General features: G+C 74.1%; 10 protein-coding genes, 3 tRNA genes and 1 pseudogene. 4 read left to right on the forward strand and 10 right to left on the reverse strand.

Going from position 1 to position 16045, the window contains the following annotated elements:
- Positions 1–327 precede the first annotated feature (327 nt).
- Genes ABFY07_RS09490 through ABFY07_RS09505 form a run of 4 tightly spaced genes read right to left on the reverse strand, consistent with a single transcriptional unit; the run spans position 328 to position 8526 of the window.
- Positions 328–1581: a TIGR02679 family protein gene (locus tag ABFY07_RS09490; protein ID WP_346174016.1), complete on the reverse strand. Its 1254-nt coding sequence runs from the start codon at positions 1579–1581 to the stop codon at positions 328–330.
- A complete protein-coding gene (locus tag ABFY07_RS09495; RefSeq protein ID WP_346174017.1) occupies positions 1572–5675 on the reverse strand; it encodes a TIGR02680 family protein in 4104 nt (1367 codons plus the stop codon). Before ABFY07_RS09495 ends, ABFY07_RS09490 begins: the two co-directional genes overlap by 10 nt.
- Positions 5672–6910 (reverse strand): TIGR02678 family protein, encoded by a 1239-nt coding sequence (locus ABFY07_RS09500; protein ID WP_346174018.1) that lies wholly within the window; start codon positions 6908–6910, stop codon positions 5672–5674. Before ABFY07_RS09500 ends, ABFY07_RS09495 begins: the two co-directional genes overlap by 4 nt.
- A complete protein-coding gene (locus ABFY07_RS09505) occupies positions 6907–8526 on the reverse strand; it encodes a TIGR02677 family protein (RefSeq protein ID WP_346174019.1) in 1620 nt (539 codons plus the stop codon). The genes ABFY07_RS09500 and ABFY07_RS09505 overlap by 4 nt, the downstream gene beginning before the upstream one ends.
- Before the next feature lie 159 nt (positions 8527–8685).
- Between ABFY07_RS09505 and ABFY07_RS09510 the strand changes: the two genes are divergently transcribed.
- Positions 8686–8943, forward strand: a complete 258-nt coding sequence (locus tag ABFY07_RS09510) for a type II toxin-antitoxin system VapB family antitoxin (protein ID WP_345056183.1) — start codon at positions 8686–8688, stop codon at positions 8941–8943.
- On the forward strand, positions 8940–9353 hold the full coding sequence (locus ABFY07_RS09515; RefSeq protein WP_346174020.1) for a PIN domain nuclease: 414 nt from the start codon (positions 8940–8942) through the stop codon (positions 9351–9353). The genes ABFY07_RS09510 and ABFY07_RS09515 overlap by 4 nt, the downstream gene beginning before the upstream one ends.
- Before the next feature lie 43 nt (positions 9354–9396).
- Here the strand turns inward: ABFY07_RS09515 and ABFY07_RS09520 are convergent, their stop codons facing one another.
- The 4 genes from ABFY07_RS09520 to ABFY07_RS09535 form a co-directional block, all read right to left on the reverse strand.
- On the reverse strand, positions 9397–11079 hold the full coding sequence (locus ABFY07_RS09520) for an SWIM zinc finger family protein (protein ID WP_346174021.1): 1683 nt from the start codon (positions 11077–11079) through the stop codon (positions 9397–9399).
- A gap of 415 nt (positions 11080–11494) precedes the next feature.
- Positions 11495–11571: transfer RNA gene (locus tag ABFY07_RS09525), tRNA-Ile, on the reverse strand.
- 188 nt (positions 11572–11759) lie between these two features.
- Positions 11760–11832, reverse strand: a tRNA-Asn gene (locus tag ABFY07_RS09530).
- Positions 11833–11837: 5 nt separating this feature from the next.
- Positions 11838–11910: transfer RNA gene (locus ABFY07_RS09535), tRNA-Asn, on the reverse strand.
- Positions 11911–12120: 210 nt separating this feature from the next.
- Here ABFY07_RS09535 and ABFY07_RS09540 point away from each other — a divergent pair.
- A complete protein-coding gene (locus ABFY07_RS09540) occupies positions 12121–12390 on the forward strand; it encodes a YtxH domain-containing protein (protein WP_346174022.1) in 270 nt (89 codons plus the stop codon).
- 25 nt (positions 12391–12415) lie between these two features.
- Positions 12416–13912, forward strand: coding sequence for an FGGY family carbohydrate kinase (locus tag ABFY07_RS09545; RefSeq protein ID WP_346174023.1), 1497 nt, complete (start codon positions 12416–12418; stop codon positions 13910–13912).
- Positions 13913–13964: 52 nt separating this feature from the next.
- On the opposite strand, the gene ABFY07_RS09550 is transcribed toward ABFY07_RS09545, so the two are convergent.
- Together ABFY07_RS09550 and ABFY07_RS09555 are read right to left on the reverse strand one after the other, a co-directional pair.
- Positions 13965–15347: an RNA polymerase sigma factor gene (locus ABFY07_RS09550; protein WP_346174024.1), complete on the reverse strand. Its 1383-nt coding sequence runs from the start codon at positions 15345–15347 to the stop codon at positions 13965–13967.
- 124 nt (positions 15348–15471) lie between these two features.
- Positions 15472–16045: pseudogene (locus ABFY07_RS09555) on the reverse strand (DNA primase); the annotation flags it as partial.

The following is a 16045-nucleotide window of genomic DNA, read 5'->3' on the forward strand; positions in this document are numbered from 1 at the left end:
GCTTCGGAGCGGCGGCCCCCCCTCTCTACGTTTACGCAGGTAGACAGAATTCTTCCCGCGTAGTGCCGGTCGGTGGGGCGGGTGGGACTCGAACCCACGGCCGACGGATTATGAGTCCTTTTCGGATCTTCCGATCCGTCCCCGCTCTTGCCTCGATCTTCCTATAGCAGCAGGTCAGAGGCACTTTGCCGTTCTCTCTCCGCGTCGGCCTTCCTGATCTTTCCGGGTCCTTCCGTCCCCTGCGTGTCCCCTGGCGGTCCTGGGAGCCTCCCCGTGGGGGGAGCCTGGGACACCGGTGAGACGGCTACGGCGCCGTAGCCGCCCCGCTCACTGGCCGAGATCGGTCAGCAGGTCGTCGAGTACCGTCTCCTCCTCGATGCGCACGCCGAGTTCCGTGAGGGCAGCGGGCAGGTCCGGATCCCACGCGGCGGTGGTCGGCGTGCCGGTCAGGGGCGGGGCCAGGGGAGTGGCCGCGACGGCGGCACGGTAGTCGGCGGCCGTGTAGCGCCAGGGGTGCCAGGGGATGCGGCGCAGCAGGGCGGAGGCGATGCGCAGTCCGCCCCAGTCGAAGTCGCCGTGATAGCGCAGCGTGGTTCCCTGGGCGTGCAGGTGGCGCAGCAGGGTGAGGGCGGCGGCCGAGGGCTGGCCCTGGAGACAGACCAGCGGCGGGCAGGCGGTGCCCAGGGTGTCAGCCGCGACGGCCAGGACGGCCGGGTTCTCGCAGACGCGGACGACAGCAGGTGCCGTGCGCGGCGGCTGCCGGGTGAGCTGCCGTAGCGTCAGGACCGCGGGTTCGCCCTCGCCGGCCGCCCAGTCGAGGGCGGGGGAGCCGTGCAGGCCCAGGGTCAGGACCGTGGCGGACAGGGCGTCCTTGAGGACCCCGGCGGAGGCCCAGGCCTCGCGGCGCCATTCGGCTCCGCTGCTGTCCGGGAAGCCGGTCAGGGCGCGGGCACCGGACAGGACGAGGGTGGCGAGCGGGGTGCCGTCGTCGAGGGCGTGGGCGTCGTTGAGGGTGGCGGCGGCGAAAACGGACAGGGAGACGGCCGGGTCTGCGGGCAGCCGGCGCAGGGCCTCGGCCGTGCCGCCCAGAAGGCTCTTCGCCGCCTGCGGGGTACGGGCGAGCCGGCGTACGAGGCCGTCCGCGCGCAGCCGCTCGGCCCAGCCGGCCAGTTGGGGCCTGTGGGTGTGGATGAGCTCGTCGAGCGGGGCGTACGCGTCCCGCCAGGCCTGCTCCTCCCGCTCGCGAACGTCGGCGACCCGGGCGACGGGTCCGGTGAGGGCGGTGACGGCGGAGCCCAGGCCGCCGGGGCTGACGCCGGAGCGGCGCAGGACGGCGTCCACCGTGTCGAGGCGCACGCTGAGCGAGCGTCCGGCGCCGGGGGCACGCCCCAGCAGCCGTTCGGCGGCGGCGCGCTGCGCGGGGGTGGGGTCGGCCAGGGTGACCGGGCCGGTCAGGGACTCCTCCCGTGCCATGCGGCGGCGTACGCGGTCGACCAGCCAGGCGAGGTCCGGGCCACCGAGCAGCCGGGCCAGGCGGTCGCGGTCGACGGGCGCCGGGGGCCGCCCGTCGTTCACGGCCACAGGGCGTCCTCGCCCTCAGCGGTGGAGGCGACGGCCTGCGCGGGCAGGGACACGAGCCCATGGCCCGGTTCCGTACCCCGCACCCGTTCGGCTCCGTCCCATTCCCATCGGGTCACCAGGACCGCCGGGATCTCCTCGACGCGGGAGAGCTGGGCGATGGCGATGCCGGGAACCTGCGGGTAGCAGGCCCATTCGCGTTCGCTGGTCATCACCACATCCAGGTCGAAGGCGTGCAGCAGGCCAAGGCACTTGGCGCGGGAGTCGTCGTCGACCCCGGCGAACGCCTCGTCCAGGGTGACCAGGCGCGGGGCGTGCGGGGCGGCCGTGGCGTAGTGCGAGGAGGCCGCCGCGAACAGCGGCACGCTCACGGCCAGGACCCGTTCGCCGCCGGAGGCGGGCCCGGTGGCCGGGACCCACTTGCCGTGCTGGTGGCGTTCGATGCCGAACTCGTGCCAGGCGCGGTAGTCGAGGGCCGCGGTGAGGACCTCCAGCCAGCTGCCCGCGGTGTCGTCGGCCTGCCTGCGGGCGATCTCGGCCTGCAGGAACTCGCCGACCGCGGCCCGGTCCTCGGGCGTCCAGGCGTCGGCGGACTGGCGCAGCCGCTCGCGGGCCTGTGCGAGGCCGGCCGGAGCCTTGCGCGAAGGGCGCCAGACCAGGCGCAGCCTCATGCCGGTGGAGGTGGGCCGTTCCTCAAGTTCGGCGTTCATGGCCCGCACCTGGCGCTCGGCGGCGCCGATCAGCTCCTGCAGCGTGCCGGCGACCTCGGTGAGGAGGTGGGTTTCGAGGATCTCGCGTTCGTGCGCGGACAGGATGCGGGTCAGCTCGGCGACCTCCGCGGCGAGGGCCTCGGCGAGCTCGGGGACGGCCCGCTGACGGCCCTGGTAGACGATCTCGACGACCATGCCCTCCTCGGCCATCCGGGCGGAGGCGCTGTGGCCGCCGCGGGAGAGGGCGTCCTGGAGCTTCTTGTACTCCTCGCTGAGCCGCTTCTGCACCCGCTCCCAGGCCCCCTCGGAATCATCGGTTCCGGACAGTTCGGCCTCGATGGAGCGGGCGAGGGCGACGGCCGGGGTGGCGGCCCATGGCCCGGCGTCGAGCGGAGGTACGGCTGCCTCGGGCAGGGCGACGGCGAGCAGCCCGGTGGCCGCGAACCGCTGGAGCGCCGCGATGGCCTCGGCGCGGGCCGCGGTAGCGTCACGGACGTCCACCTCCAGGCGTTCGATGTGCCCCTGGGCGAGATGGGCGCGCCGGTCGGCGGCCGTGTGGTCCTCGCGGGCCCGCCGCTGGTCGCCCTCGCAGGCGACCAGCGCGTCGGCGGTCTCGGCGAGGCGCCGCTGAAGTTCCGCGACGGCGGCGCCGACGGTGGAACGCAGGGTGGTGTGGCGTTCGTCTGCTGCGGCGGCGAGACGCGCCGATTCCTCGGCGCGCAGGGACAGTTCGGCCACCCGAGTGCCGGCCCGCTCGGTCTCGGTATGTTCGTCGGCCAGGGCACGCGCCGCGTCGGTGCGCTCGCTCAGGGCGGGCCACAGGGCGGCGAGGACGGCACCGTAGTCGGCCAGGGCCTGGCGGACGGCGGCCAGGCCCGCCCGGTCCGCGGGCAGGTTCACCGCCGCCGCGGTCTCGGCGAGTTCGGTGGCGGCCCCGGCTTCCCGCCGGGACACGGCCGCCAGTTCGGCCGAGCGTTCGTCGCGGCGGGAACGAGCCCGGTGCGCGGCGTCGGCGGCGGCGGCGGCGAGCGCGTGCGCGTGGCGCAGGGCGGCGTCGTCGGGAAGGGCGGCCAGCTCGGTGTCGAGGGTGCCCCGGCGCCGGTCCACGTCGGCGCGCTCGGCGTCGAGCCGGTCCATCTCGCCCGCCAGGGCGCCGAGTTCGTCACGCAGGGCGGCGATCCGGGCCCGGCGCGCCTCCTCGCGGGCGCCCTCGCCGACGTACACGGCCGCCGGTTTCGACCAGCCGCCGGTCAGCGCCCCGATGCGGAAGCGGCCGTCGGCCGCCACCCGGGTGTCACCGGATCCGCCGGAGCCGAGACCCACGGCCGCCAGCAGCCGGGAGACGGTCTCCTCACCCACCGACAGGGCCCGGGCGTCGCCGTGGTCGACGGCGGGGCGGAGCACGTCGGCGAGCGTCGGCCCGCTCAGGGGGGCACCCGGCGACAGCAGAACGTCGTGCCCGTCCGCGTGCACGGCGGTGCCGTCCGGGTACACCCAGGCGTCCAACAGACCGGAGGCCTCCAACGCGGCCTCCAGGCCCGCCCGTTCACCGGCCGGCACCTGCTCGCGGAAGTCGACCAGCCGCCACAGCGGCGCCCCCGGCGCCTGGTCGCGGACGCCGGGCGTCCGGGTGTGCGGTGCCGTGGGGCCGCGCTGGCCGCCCGCCTCCAGCTCGGCCAGTTCCCGCTCGGCCTCGGCGGACCGGGCCCGGAGCCCGGCGAGTTCCTGCCCGAGGGCAGCCGTCCGGTCGGCCAGACGCGCCGCCCGTTCGCGGTGGGCCTGAGCCGCGTGTTCCCGTGCGGGATACGAGCCCTGACAGTGCGTCACCCAGCCCTGGAGGCCGTCCAGCAGCCCGGCCGGATCGGCGACGGCCAGCTCTTGGCAGGCGTCCAGATGCGCGCGGACGCGGGCCACGAGGTCCCGGCCCGCCTCGGCGGCCCGCTCCTCGGCCTCGGCCTGTCGCCCCGCGGTGTGGCCGGCCTCGGTCTCGGCCTCGTCCAGCCGGCGGGCGGCGGCCCGCCGTTCGGCGGCGGCCTCGTCGGCGCGGGCTGCCAGCTCCTCCACGTGCTCGACGGTGCGGCGCCTGCGCGCCACGGACTCCTCGGCCGTACGCCGCAGTTCGCTCTCCGGCACGCCCTCGGTGCGCAGCCCGCCGTCGAGCCGGGCCGCGGCTGCCGCCTCCCGCTCGCGGGTGAGCGTGTCGGCGATCCGCTCCTCGGCCGCGTCGAGGCGTCGCCGGGCCGTCTCCAGGCGGCCGAGCGCCCGGGTGTGCGCTTGGGCCGCCTCGTCCCGGTCGGCCTCGGCGCGGGCCAGCTCCCCGGCGGTGCGGCGGGCATCGGCCGCCGCCTGCTCCAGCTCCCGGGCGCTGCGCATCTCGGGGCCCTCGCGCAGGGCCGCCTCCTGCGCCTTCAGACGGGTGGCGGTCTCCTCCAGCTCGGCGATCCGCTCAGCGGCAGCGGCCCGGTCCCGCTCGGCCTCCTCCCGCTCGGCACGGGCCTGGGCCAGGTCGCGGTGCAGCTGCTCGTAGCGGGCGTGCTCGCTGCGGGGCAGCCGGGCCCGGCGCCTTGTCGCGACGCGGGCGTAGCGGCGGTAGTGGTCCAGGAACGCGGAGGCGGCCCGCTCCGCCTCGGCGGCGGCCCGCAGCTCCTCCTTCTCCTCGTCCAGGGACCGGAACGCCTCGGCCACGTCCGCGACGACCGCCTGGTCCATCGGCGGCAGCGCCTCGGTCAGCGCCCGGGACAGGGCGGTCTCGTTGGGTCGTTTCGACAGCTGGGGCTGGCGCAGCTGGATCAGCAGGTCGACCAGGGCGGCGTAGCGCCGCTCGCCGAGGCCGAACAGCGCCTCGTCGACCGCCCTGCGGTACGCGGTGGCCGTGTCGTACACCATGCCGCGTCCGGCGACCGCGTCCGCGAGCCGGTCCCGGGACAGCGCGGTGCCGGTGGCGTCCAGCAGGCTCAGGTCCTCGCCGACGCGCTGGTCGGTGACCGCGTACCAGTGGCGGGCGATGCCGCGTCCCGCGACAGCCTTCAGCCCGCAGGCGAGCGTGCGGAAATGGGCCTGCCCGATGTCGGCGTCGACGCGGCCGAACTCGATCCAGGTGTATCCGAGCCGCTCGGGGTGCGGGTGCTCCCCTCCCAGCAGCAGGTTCCACTCCATGCGCTTGTTCGGGTCTGCGTCCGGCTCCACACGGCGCGCGGACAGGTCGCCGTCCAGCAGGAACGGGAGGGTGAGGGCGAGGACCTTGGACTTGCCGGTGCCGTTGTTGCCGCGCAGCAGCAGCCGTCCGTCGCGGAACCAGAACTCCTCGGTGTCGTAGTAGAAGAGGTCGACCAGGCCGATGCGCAGCGGTCGCCAGCGGCCGGGAGCGGGCTGGGGCAGGGCGGTCACGGCTGCGGTGCCTTTCGTCGAGAGGTGCGGGGACTGCGGACTCCCGGTTCCACGACAACGGTCTCGCCGACCGCGTACCGGGCGAGTGCGGGCAGCGGAGCCACGCCCTGGGGCGTGCGGGTGACCAGAGCGAGCGCGGTCAGCTTGGCCAGAGCCTGCTCCACCAGCTCCCCCTCCGCACCGGGCTGCTTGGCGCTCTTGGACCAGAACCCGCCGTGCTCGAGGGCCAGTTCCCGCACCCGGCGCTCAAGTTCCTCGCGGCTCACCTCGCCGCCCGCCACCGCGAGGTGCTCGGCGAGCAGCAGGGTGACGTGCCCGTGGGTGCCCTGCTCCGGCATCCGTACGTCGGTGAGGTCGTCCTGGGGGTCGACCATGGCGATGCCCTCGGCGCGCACCTCCGCCACCAGGCCGGTCAGTTCGCCGACGCGGGCGGTGAGGAAGGCGCGCTGGCGGGTCAGGTAGGCGAGTTCCTCGTCGCTCAGCTCGTCGTAGTACAGCACCGGGTCGTCCAGGAGGCGGCGGGTGAGCTTCTGGCGGATCGCCCGGAACCGCAGTTCGTCGCTGTCCAGCGCGCTCTCCGCGATGAGCCGGTCCAGCCGCTCCTCGAAGCCGTCGGCCGTGATCGTGGAGGGGCCGTGGCGGGCGGAGAGCAGTCCGGCCAGGACACGGCGCTGGACGTCGTAGAGCACATCGCCCGTCCCACTGACGTAGGCGTCCTCGTCCCCGGCGACCCGCCGCAGCACGCCGTGGCGCAGCAGCAGCCGTACGACGGCGGCGAGGTCCCCTCGCTCGTCGCGCCGCTCCAGCGTGAACTCCAACCCGGCCGCGGCCAGGTGCGGGTCGGCGGCCTCCAGCACCACCTGTTCGGCGAGACGGCCGAGCGCGATCTGTGCCTCCCCGCGCTCCAGTACGGCGAGCGCCAGGCACAGCAGCACGTAGCGGCGGCGGGTGAACGGCGCACCGGCGCGGGACGCCTCGCGGGCCGGGTGGGTGGCGTCGGCGAGGGTGCCAGGCGTCTTGCGCAGCCGGGCGACCTCCGCGTCCACCCGCAGCGACCAGCCGGTGTTGCGCTCGAACCAGTCGCGCAGCTCGCCGGCGTACTGCCTGACCAGGCGGTACGCGTCGGCGTCCGGGCCGTGCGCGAGCAGCAGCGGCTCCTTGAGCAGGGCACGTGCGGCCTTCTGGAACTCGGCGGTGCGCCGGCCGTCCAGCACCTCACCCAGGGGTGTGGTCATCGCGCCTCCCGTGCGGGGATACCCGCGGTCAGGTCGGTGATCTCGACGAGGTGGTCGGGGCCGCGGAACACCCCGCCCGGCGTGCGGACCTCGGCCGTCGTACCGTCGTCGAGCGCGGTGAGCCGGATGTCCATCGTGCCGTCGTTGCTGGTGATGACGGTCGTCGCCATGCCGGGCCGCCAGGTGGCCAGGGCATCGCCGAGCAGCCGCAGGAACAGGCCGAAGGCCATGGGGTCGAGCTCTCCCAGCGCGGACAGCCGGGTGGTGCCGTCCGTCGCGAGCCGGGCGCGGGCCGCGGCGATCTCCTCCGCCTGCTTGGCGGCGATCTCCGCCAGCAGCCGCCGCTGTTCAGAGCGGTCCTGCACCTTGCGGGGCTTTCCGCGCCGCTCGTAGCTGCCGGTGCGGCGCAGCTGCGGGCTGATCCGCAGCGGCTCGGCCTCGGCCCACGGGGTGGAGGCGGCCACCGGGCGGGCCGCGCGGTCGGCGAGGGTGTCGGCGTCGACGGTGAGATGCCGGGCCGGATACAGACCGAACGCGGCGCGCCACAGCCGGTGCCGCGCCTCGGCGTCGGGGGCCTCGGCGAACCAGCGGGCCAGGGTGCGGAAGTCCGCCGACCGGTCCGAACGCCCGGCCCGCCGCTCGTTCAACTGCCGTACGACGGCGAGGAGCTGCGGGATGGCGCCGAGGGCGCGGCCTCGCAGCAGCCGGGCCTGGGACTCGCGGCCGTCGGCGGACACGAACCAGGCGGACAGGCCCGCCCACTTCGCCGCCCACCGCGCCCGCGCCCGCGCCTCGGCGCTCTCGGCCTCGTCCGGGGCGGCGTCGGCCGCCTCCCGTGCCGCCGCCAGCCGCAGCAGCACGCCGACCCGGCCCTGCTCCTCCAGTTCGCCGATGAGCCGCGCGATCCGCCCGCCGAGCGTGATCAGGTCCTGGATGAACCGCTCCAGGTACTGGATCAGCCGGTCCTTGTAGGCCAGGAACACCTCGACCTCGACGCCGTGCAGGTCGATGGTGCGCTGCAGCGACCCCATGAAGGCGCGCGCGTTCTCCGCCAGCGCCTCGAACCGGTTCGTCAGCGTGGACAGCGCCAGGTGGGCCTTGGCCGGATCCGGTTCGCCTTCCTCGTGCTCGGCGGCGATCACGAGCAGGGCTCGCAGCTGCGTGACGATGTCGTGCAGCGCCACCGCCTGCAGCGCGCCGCGCCGCCCCAGCGCCTCGTCGTACACGGACAGCGCCTGTTCCGCGGCCTCGCCGGCCTGGGTGAGCTGGTAGATGAAGCGCCTGCGGTAGAAGTCCTCGACCGCGGTGACCCGGGCGGTGTCCGGATCGGCCCGCAGATTGCCCCACCCGACGAGGCTGTCCAGCGCCTTGACCACGGCGTCCGGGGCGGCGGGGCGGTGCTCCGACGGCAGCGCGGCGTGCACGTCCTCGGGCCGCAGATGCACCGCAAACCGCTCCTTGGCCAGCAGGAACACACGCATCACCTGGCGGTAGAAGGCGGCGTTGGGTGCGGTGAGGTGGGCGAACGGTGCGTACGAGGTCTCGGTGGAGGAATCCGCGGATGCGGCGGCCTCGTCGGGGCGGATGCGGTCCGGTTCCGCAGGGCGTGACGTCATCGTCCTGGCATTCTTCCCGATGAGACCTCTCCAGCGACAATTCCGGCCGGACCCTTGCACTGGGCTGCCATGCGCAGACGACTCGGAACAAGTGACCCCCGCCCAGGCATACTCGATCAGGTATATTGATATATGAGGCTGTATATATAAGGGGGCGCCATGAGCCGCACCGTGATCGATCTCGACGACGAGGCCCTGGAGGCTGCCGCCAAGGAGCTCGGCACCACGACCAAGCGCGACACCATCAACACCGCCCTGCGGGAGGTCACCGCCCGCTACCGGCGGCTGCGCGCTCTCGGAGAGGCCCGCGAACTGGTCGCCGAAGGCGCCCTGGACATGGACGTTCTCCTCGACAAGAGCAAGTACCGGTCCACCGGCGAGCCGGACGGTGCCGGCGGCGCGGGAGCGGATGCGTGACCGTCGCCGACTACCTGATCGACACCTCCGCCCTCGCCCGCGTCCTCCTCGGCCAGAGCACGGCCGAGTGGGACGACAGGATCGGCGCGGGGCTCGTCGCCCTGTGCGACATCACCGAACTGGAAGTCCTCTACTCCGCACGCTCGGCGGCAGACCGGGAACGCGTGAAGCGCACGCTGAACGCCCACTACACCTGGTGCCCCATGCCCGACGGCATCTACCGCCGCGCACGCGTCGTCCAGGAGCTGCTCACCGCCAAGGGCGAGCATCGCAGCGCGGGACCCGTCGACCTGCTGCTCGCCGCCGCCGCGGAAGAGGCGGGGCTGACCCTGCTGCACTACGACCGCGACTTCGAGACGATCGCCCGTGCGACCGGACAGCCCGTACGCATGATCGACGTCAGGGACTGAGAAGCACCGTCCGGCACGCGGTGAGCGGGCATCGGGCCCCCATTCACAGCCCGTACCGGTCGAGGATGCTCATCAGCTTGCGCCGGCGTTTCAGTTCCGCCCGCAGGCCGGCGAGATAGCCGGTGAACGCCTCCTGCGTCCCCAGCGCACGATGGCAGTCACGGGCACCCTGCAGCAGCCGCGCCAGATGCTCGTAGACCCGGTCACCGGTCGGCTCCTTCAGCCGCTCGACCAGCCGCAGGTAGACCGCGAGCGCCTCGGCCGGGTGCGTCTCGCGCGACAGGCCGGCGAGGTGTTCCCACTGCCGGTCGTCGGCGATGCCCTCGGCCTCGCGCCAGGCCGCGTCCACATCGCCGTCATCGAGCAGCGCGTCGATCAGCACGGGCCCGCCGTACCGGCCGCCGCGCTCACGGCGGGCGTCTTCCCTCAGCGCGGCCAGCGCGGCCACGCGCTCGGCCCCCCAGCACTCCGCGGCCTGAGCAGCACAGCGCAGCTGCTGGTAGGCGGCCAGGGACCGCTCGGTGCGGAACCGGTCCCGGCGCACGCCGACCACGTCGGCATGCCGCCCCGCCTTCGCGTAACGGGCACACACGTAGTCGACCAGGAGGCCCTCGATGTACGTCTCGGCGGCACAGTCCCGAAGTCCGCGCTCCGCCCATGTGAGCGCCTCGTCGGCGCGGCCCGCGGACTCCAGCTCCTCGGCGATGCGCAGATGGGTGGCACCGGACGGGTCGAGGTCCTGTGCGTACAGGGCGACCAGCGCGTCGATGTCGCCCTCCGCCTTGACCAGACGCTCCATCAGGTACCGCGCCGCCCACCCGGACGGCCTGCGCCTGAGTGCCTCAGCCGCCAACTGCCGCACGCGGGCAAGCCCACTCGGCCCCAGCACCTCGGCATAGTCCAGCGGGTCCAGATCCGTCAGCCCGCCGCCGTCGCCGAGCACCTGGCCGACCAGCCACTCGGCCAGGTGCTCCGGATCGGTGCGCGCGGCTCCGCACGCTTCCACATGGGCCTCGGCCACCGCTGCGGCGGCCTGCCCCACCACACCGACGGAGTCGTCGATCTCCCCGTACGCCTCCCCCAGCACCCGGATCGCCTCCTCGGCCAGACCGACCGCCTGCGCCGCTCGACCGTCGGCGGTCAGGGCGCGCAGCGCGGCCGCCGCCTCTGCCACCTGCTGCGCATACCCGGGGGCATCGGCGTACTCGACGTACCCGTACCGGGCGAAGGGCCTCGGATCGATCAGCACCAGGATCCGCTCCCGGACCGGGCCGAGGTCGGAACGAGCCGCGGCGGCCCGCAGCTCCAGGCGCCGGCGCAGCCCGCGGTCCTCGGCGATCTGCTCCCGCACCAGCGTCAGGAGTTCGTCCCGGGACAGCACAGTCAGCCACGCTTCCAGGCCGGAGGCCCGTGCCTGTGCCGCGGCCCGCTGACGCGGGATCGTCTTGGCCCGCCGCAGCACGGTCAGCCCCACCGCCACACAGTGCTTACAGAAGTTGCCCTCCTGCCCGTACGGGCAGTCGCACCACCCCGAGAGCCCGTCGTCCCCGGCCAGGGTGAGCTCCACCTCGTAGGCATCCGTACCGTGCACCACGGCGGTGACCGAGCTCTCCCCCACCTCCAGACCGCTCACCGCGTCCAGGTACCCCAGCCCCCGCTCGAAGGACCGAACCCCGGCCAGCGTCCGCAGATCGTCCTCGCCGAACCCCACAACTCTCCGTGCCACACCGCATATTCAACCGCGGATGGGGGGCTCGCGGAGGCCCGGCGGCTCCTGCCGTCCACTCGTGCGCGGCCGGCCGCGTGCGGCGGGATACCCGAGCCGAAGGACGCGGCCCTGCCGCGGGCGTCCGCGCGGAGCTGGTCGTGACGGCGAGAGAGCCCAAGCAAGAAGTGCACCGCGAAGCCGCACCGCAGTTCCGGAACCCCGTGTCCCCTGAGCGTCCCCTGGGCGCGCTTCCACTCCAGCCCGCCGCCCCGCCAGCCACTACATCACCGCAGGTCACAGCCCCAAGGGCAACTGCAGACCCAGGCGTCTACCCAAGTCATGCCCAACGGGGTCACTCCGTTGGGCCAAAGTCCCGAATCCCACAGCCCGAAGAGACGTTTCCGCAGGTCAGAACGCTTCTTTGGCTTTCCTTTGGTGGGGCGGGTGGGACTCGAACCCACGGCCGACGGATTATGAGTCCGCTGCTCTAACCGGCTGAGCTACCGCCCCGTAACGGCGCGTCGCGCGCTTTCGCGTGCGCCGTCTGCCGCAGCATAGCCGCTCATACGATCTGTTGCTTCGGGGGGCCGGGGATGGGTGCCCCCATGCCCGCGCGCGGGGGGCGCGGGGCGGAAGGGGTGGGAAGGGTGGCAAGGGTGGGAAATGAAAAAGGACCCCGATGGGGTCCTCTCCCGCTGCTCCCCCGACTGGACTCGAACCAGTAACCCTCCGGTTAACAGCCGAATGCTCTGCCAATTGAGCTACAGGGGACCGAGCTCCCCCGACTGGACTCGAACCAGTAACCTGCCGGTTAACAGCCGGCTGCTCTGCCAATTGAGCTACAGGGGATTGCTCCGTGTGCCGCGACCATCACTCCGTACGGGGCTCCCGGACGGCGTGCGCTCGCTGCGACACATACATTAGCGCAAGCAGGGGGGTGCTCCGCCAATCGGTAACCTCGTGGGTGTTCACGGCGGCCGCGGGTGATCTGCGGTCGGGACGGGTAGGCGCAGCACGACCCCAGGGTCCGACGCGAAGGACAACCAGAAGGGCAGGTCGATGCGCTACCGGCTGACGTTCATGACCGGGCTGGCTGTGGGCTACGTACTCGGCACGCGGGCCGGCCGCGAGCGGTACGAGCAGCTGCGCAAGGGCTGGCAGCGGTTCGTACAGAACCCGGCGGTCCGCAACTCCGCCGAGACGGCCGCGCTCAGCGGGCGCCAGGTGGCGGCGAAGGCCTTCGAGAAGGCCAAGCCGCTGCGCGAGCGGATCGGGCAGCGGGAGAAGCCCGCCGAGGGGGAGGACGGCTGGGGTACGAGCCACACCTAGCCTTCTCGGTGGCATGATCTGATCCATGGGGATAGTCGCCGGGTTGGACAGTTCGTCCGAGAGCACACGGATCGTCGTCTGCGATACGGACACGGGAGCCGTACTCAGGCAGGGTTACGCCCCGCATCCCGCGGGCCCGGCGGCGTCCGTGGGGAACGCGGGGGGTTCCGCCGCGTCCCCGTACGACGTGGACCCCCAGGCGTGGCTGCTGTCGCTCGGCGAGGCCGCCGAGGGCAAGCTGCTGGAGGGGGTCCAGGCGATCGGCGTGTCGGCGCAGGGGCACGGGCTGCTGGCGCTGGACGCCGGCGGGGTGCTCGTGAGACCCGCGCTGGTGGGCAACGACAAGCGCGCCCAGTCCGCGGCCGCCGACCTCATCGAGTCGCTCGGCGGCCGCGCCGCGTGGGCGCAGGCGGTGGGCTCCGTGCCGACCGGGACGCAGGCCGTGGCCAAGCTGCGGTGGCTGGCCCGCACCGAGCCGGACGCGGCGCGGCGGGTGACCGAGCTGATGCAGCCGCACGACTGGCTGGTGTGGCAGCTTCTGGGGCGGCCCGCGCGGCGCACCACGGACCGCGGCACGGCCTCCGGCACCGGCTACTGGTCGGCCGCCACCGGCTCCTGGCGCCCCGACCTGGTCGAGCTGGCGCTCGGGCATCAGGTGCGGCTGCCGGAGGTCATCGGCCCGGCCGAGGCCGCGGGCCACACCCCCGAGGGGCTGCTGATCTCCGCCGGGACCGGGGAGACCATGGCGGCCGCGTTCGGCCTCGGGGTCGGGATCGGCGACGCGGTGATCTCGCTCGGCGCCTCCGGCTCCGTCTTCTCCGTCCACCACGAGGCGCTGGTCGACCCCACGGGCACCATCACCTCGTACGCCGACGCCACCGGCATGCACCTGCCGGTCGTCCACACGCTCAACGCCGTCCGGGCGCTGCGCGGCACCGCCGAGCTGCTGAGCGTCGACCTGGAGGGGCTCTCCGCGCTGGCGCTGAAGTCCACCCCCGGGTCGTACGGCCTGGTGCTGCTGCCCTATCTGGAGGGTGAGCGCACCCCGCACCTGCCGCACACCGCCGGGACGCTGACCGGTCTGCGGCGCGAGAGCATGAAGCCCGAGCATCTGGCCCGCGCCGCCTTCGAGGGCATGCTGTGCGGGCTGGCGGACGCGCTGGACGTGCTGCGCGGGCGCGGGGTCGCGGTGCGGCGGGTGTTCCTGCTGGGGCCCGCCGCGGACCTCCCCGCCGTACGGGCCATCGCCCCCGCGCTGCTGGGCGCCCAGGTCGTGGTGCCGCAGCCCGCGGACTACGCCGCGCTGGGCGCCGCCCGGCAGGCCGCCTGGGCGCTGGGCGCCGCGCACGGCACCCTGTCGCCGCACCAGCCGCCGCCGTGGCCCGCGGCCGCGAGCCAGGTCTTCGAGCCGGGCGAGGAGCTGGCGGTGGGCCAGGCCGTGCGACAGCAGTACATCGCGGTCCGCGAGCAGACCCACCCGGGCGCGTTCGAGGCGGGCATGGGCGCGGGGCAGATGGGATAGCCGGGACGGACGAGACAGGGGTGGCCGGGGTGGCCGAGGGCCGGGGCAGCGGTCAGTCCAGGTAGCCGCGGAGCTGGTCGGCGAACGCGTGGTCGCGGAGCTTGTTGAGCGTCTTCGACTCGATCTGCCGGATCCGCTCCCGGGTGACCCCGAAGATCCGCCCTATCTCCTCCAGCGTCCGGGGCCGCCCGTCGGCCAGCCCGTAGCGGAGCTGCACCACCTTCCGCTCCCGCTCCCCCAGCGTGGAGAGCACGGCCTCCAGGTGCTCCCGCAGCAGCAGGAACGCCGCCGACTCCACCGGCGAGGCCGCGTCCCCGTCCTCGATCAGATCGCCGAGCGCGACGTCGTCCTCCTCCCCGACGGGCGCGTGCAGCGAGACCGGCTCCTGGGCGAGGCGCAGCACCTCGCTCACCCGCTCCGGGGGGAGGTCGAGGTGAAGGGCGACCTCCTCGGGCGTGGGCTCGTAGCCGCGCTCCTGCAGCATCCGGCGCTGCACCCGCACCACCCGGTTGATCAGTTCGACGACATGCACCGGGACCCGGATCGTGCGGGCCTGGTCGGCGAGGGCGCGGGACATGGCCTGGCGGATCCACCAGGTCGCGTACGTGGAGAACTTGTAGCCGCGGGCGTAGTCGAACTTCTCCACCGCGCGGATCAGCCCCAGGTTGCCCTCCTGTACCAGGTCCAGCATGGTCAGGCCTCTGCCGACGTAGCGCTTGGCGACGGAGACGACGAGGCGGAGGTTGGCCTCGATGAGGCGGCGCTTGGCCATGCGGCCCAGGACGACCAGACGGTCGAGGTCGAGGGCCAGCTGGGAGTCCAGGTCGGGGGTGCTGCCGAGCTTCTCCTCGGCGAACAGGCCCGCCTCGACCCGGCGCGCCAGCTCGACCTCCTCGGCGGCGGACAGCAGCGGGATCCGGCCGATCTCGCGGAGGTACTGGCGGAAGAGGTCGGAGGAGGGTCCGCCGGAGGTATCGGCGCGGGCGGCGCCCGGCTCGGGCGCCTCGGGGGCGTCCGGAGCGTCTGGGGTGTCCCGAGCGTCTGGGGTGTCCGGGGCGTCTGGAGTGTCCGGGGCGTCTGGGCCTTCCGGGGTTTCCTCGGCCTCGACCGCTTCCGGTACGGCCGCCTCCGGTACGGCCGCGGCCACGGCCGCCAGGGCTTCGACCGCTTCCAGCTCGGCCGGTGCCGGGGCCGTGGCCGGTTCGGGGCCGGGGTGGGGGGACAGCGGCTGCGGCGGCGTCGCCGGGGGAGCCGCGTCGGTCAGGGTCCGGGTCTGCACGGGGGCGACCTCCAGGGTGATCGCTGCTGAGGCGGCAGAACGATCGGGTACGGCTGCGGTGGCCATGCCACCGTCCGTCCCGTACATCATGAGCGGATCTGCGGGGGATTCCGGCCCTTCCCGGCCAACACCGCCGCGCTCCGAGGACTCAGGCACCGCACCCCAGTGTGGAGTACGAGACAGGCCCGCCACGAGGGGCGTGCGGGCACTTTTTGCTCAGCGGGCCGTGACCGGCCGGTTACAGCGCATCGTGCACAGCGCGTCGCTCAGGGCGCAGCGCTCACAGCGCCGCCGCGCCCTTCTCGCGGAGCGACTGCCCGTACTGCTGGAGGACCCACAGCTCGTTCTGCACGGCGGCGAGGTGGGCGGCGTCGGCGCCGGGGCCGAGCCGCTGGAGGGCGCCCTGGACCTCGCCGATCCGCCGGTTGACCGCGGCCAGCCGGACGGCCACCAACTGGACGCCCGCGTAGGCCTCGTCGGGATCGCGGCGGAGGTTCAGCGGCTCGACGGCCAGCTCGGTGCACATCGCGCGCACCGTGTCGTCGGGGGCGGCCTCGCGGACCCGCGTCAGATAGTCGCCGTCGGCGCCGCTCGCCCCGCCCGCCTCCTCGATGGCGCGGCGCACGGCGGCGTACGGCGGGGCGGTGAACTCGTCGATCCCGTAGGCGTCGAAGGCCGGGGAGACCAGCTCCGGGCGCTGGAGGGCGAGCTTCAGCAGCTCGCGCTCGACGCGGTGGGCGGGGCTGCGGAGGTTCAGCGCCGGGCCGCGCGGCGGCTGCGGGCGGCCGGGGCCGTCGGCTCCGGCATGGCCCGCGCCCGCGCCGCCGGGGCCCCCGGCCGGACCGCCGGGGCCG

This window comes from Streptomyces sparsogenes subsp. cuspidosporus, from assembly GCF_039532705.1.
GTDB lineage: Bacteria > Actinomycetota > Actinomycetes > Streptomycetales > Streptomycetaceae > Streptomyces > Streptomyces sparsogenes.

Coding starts and splice junctions, on each gene's coding strand:
- ABFY07_RS09545 (WP_346174023.1), top strand. CDS start 12,416: ATGGGGATAGTCGCCGGGTTGGACAGTTCGTCCGAGAGCACACGGATC.
- ABFY07_RS09505 (WP_346174019.1), bottom strand. CDS start 8,526: ATGACGTCACGCCCTGCGGAACCGGACCGCATCCGCCCCGACGAGGCC.
- ABFY07_RS09540 (WP_346174022.1), top strand. CDS start 12,121: ATGCGCTACCGGCTGACGTTCATGACCGGGCTGGCTGTGGGCTACGTA.
- ABFY07_RS09510 (WP_345056183.1), top strand. CDS start 8,686: ATGAGCCGCACCGTGATCGATCTCGACGACGAGGCCCTGGAGGCTGCC.
- ABFY07_RS09500 (WP_346174018.1), bottom strand. CDS start 6,910: ATGACCACACCCCTGGGTGAGGTGCTGGACGGCCGGCGCACCGCCGAG.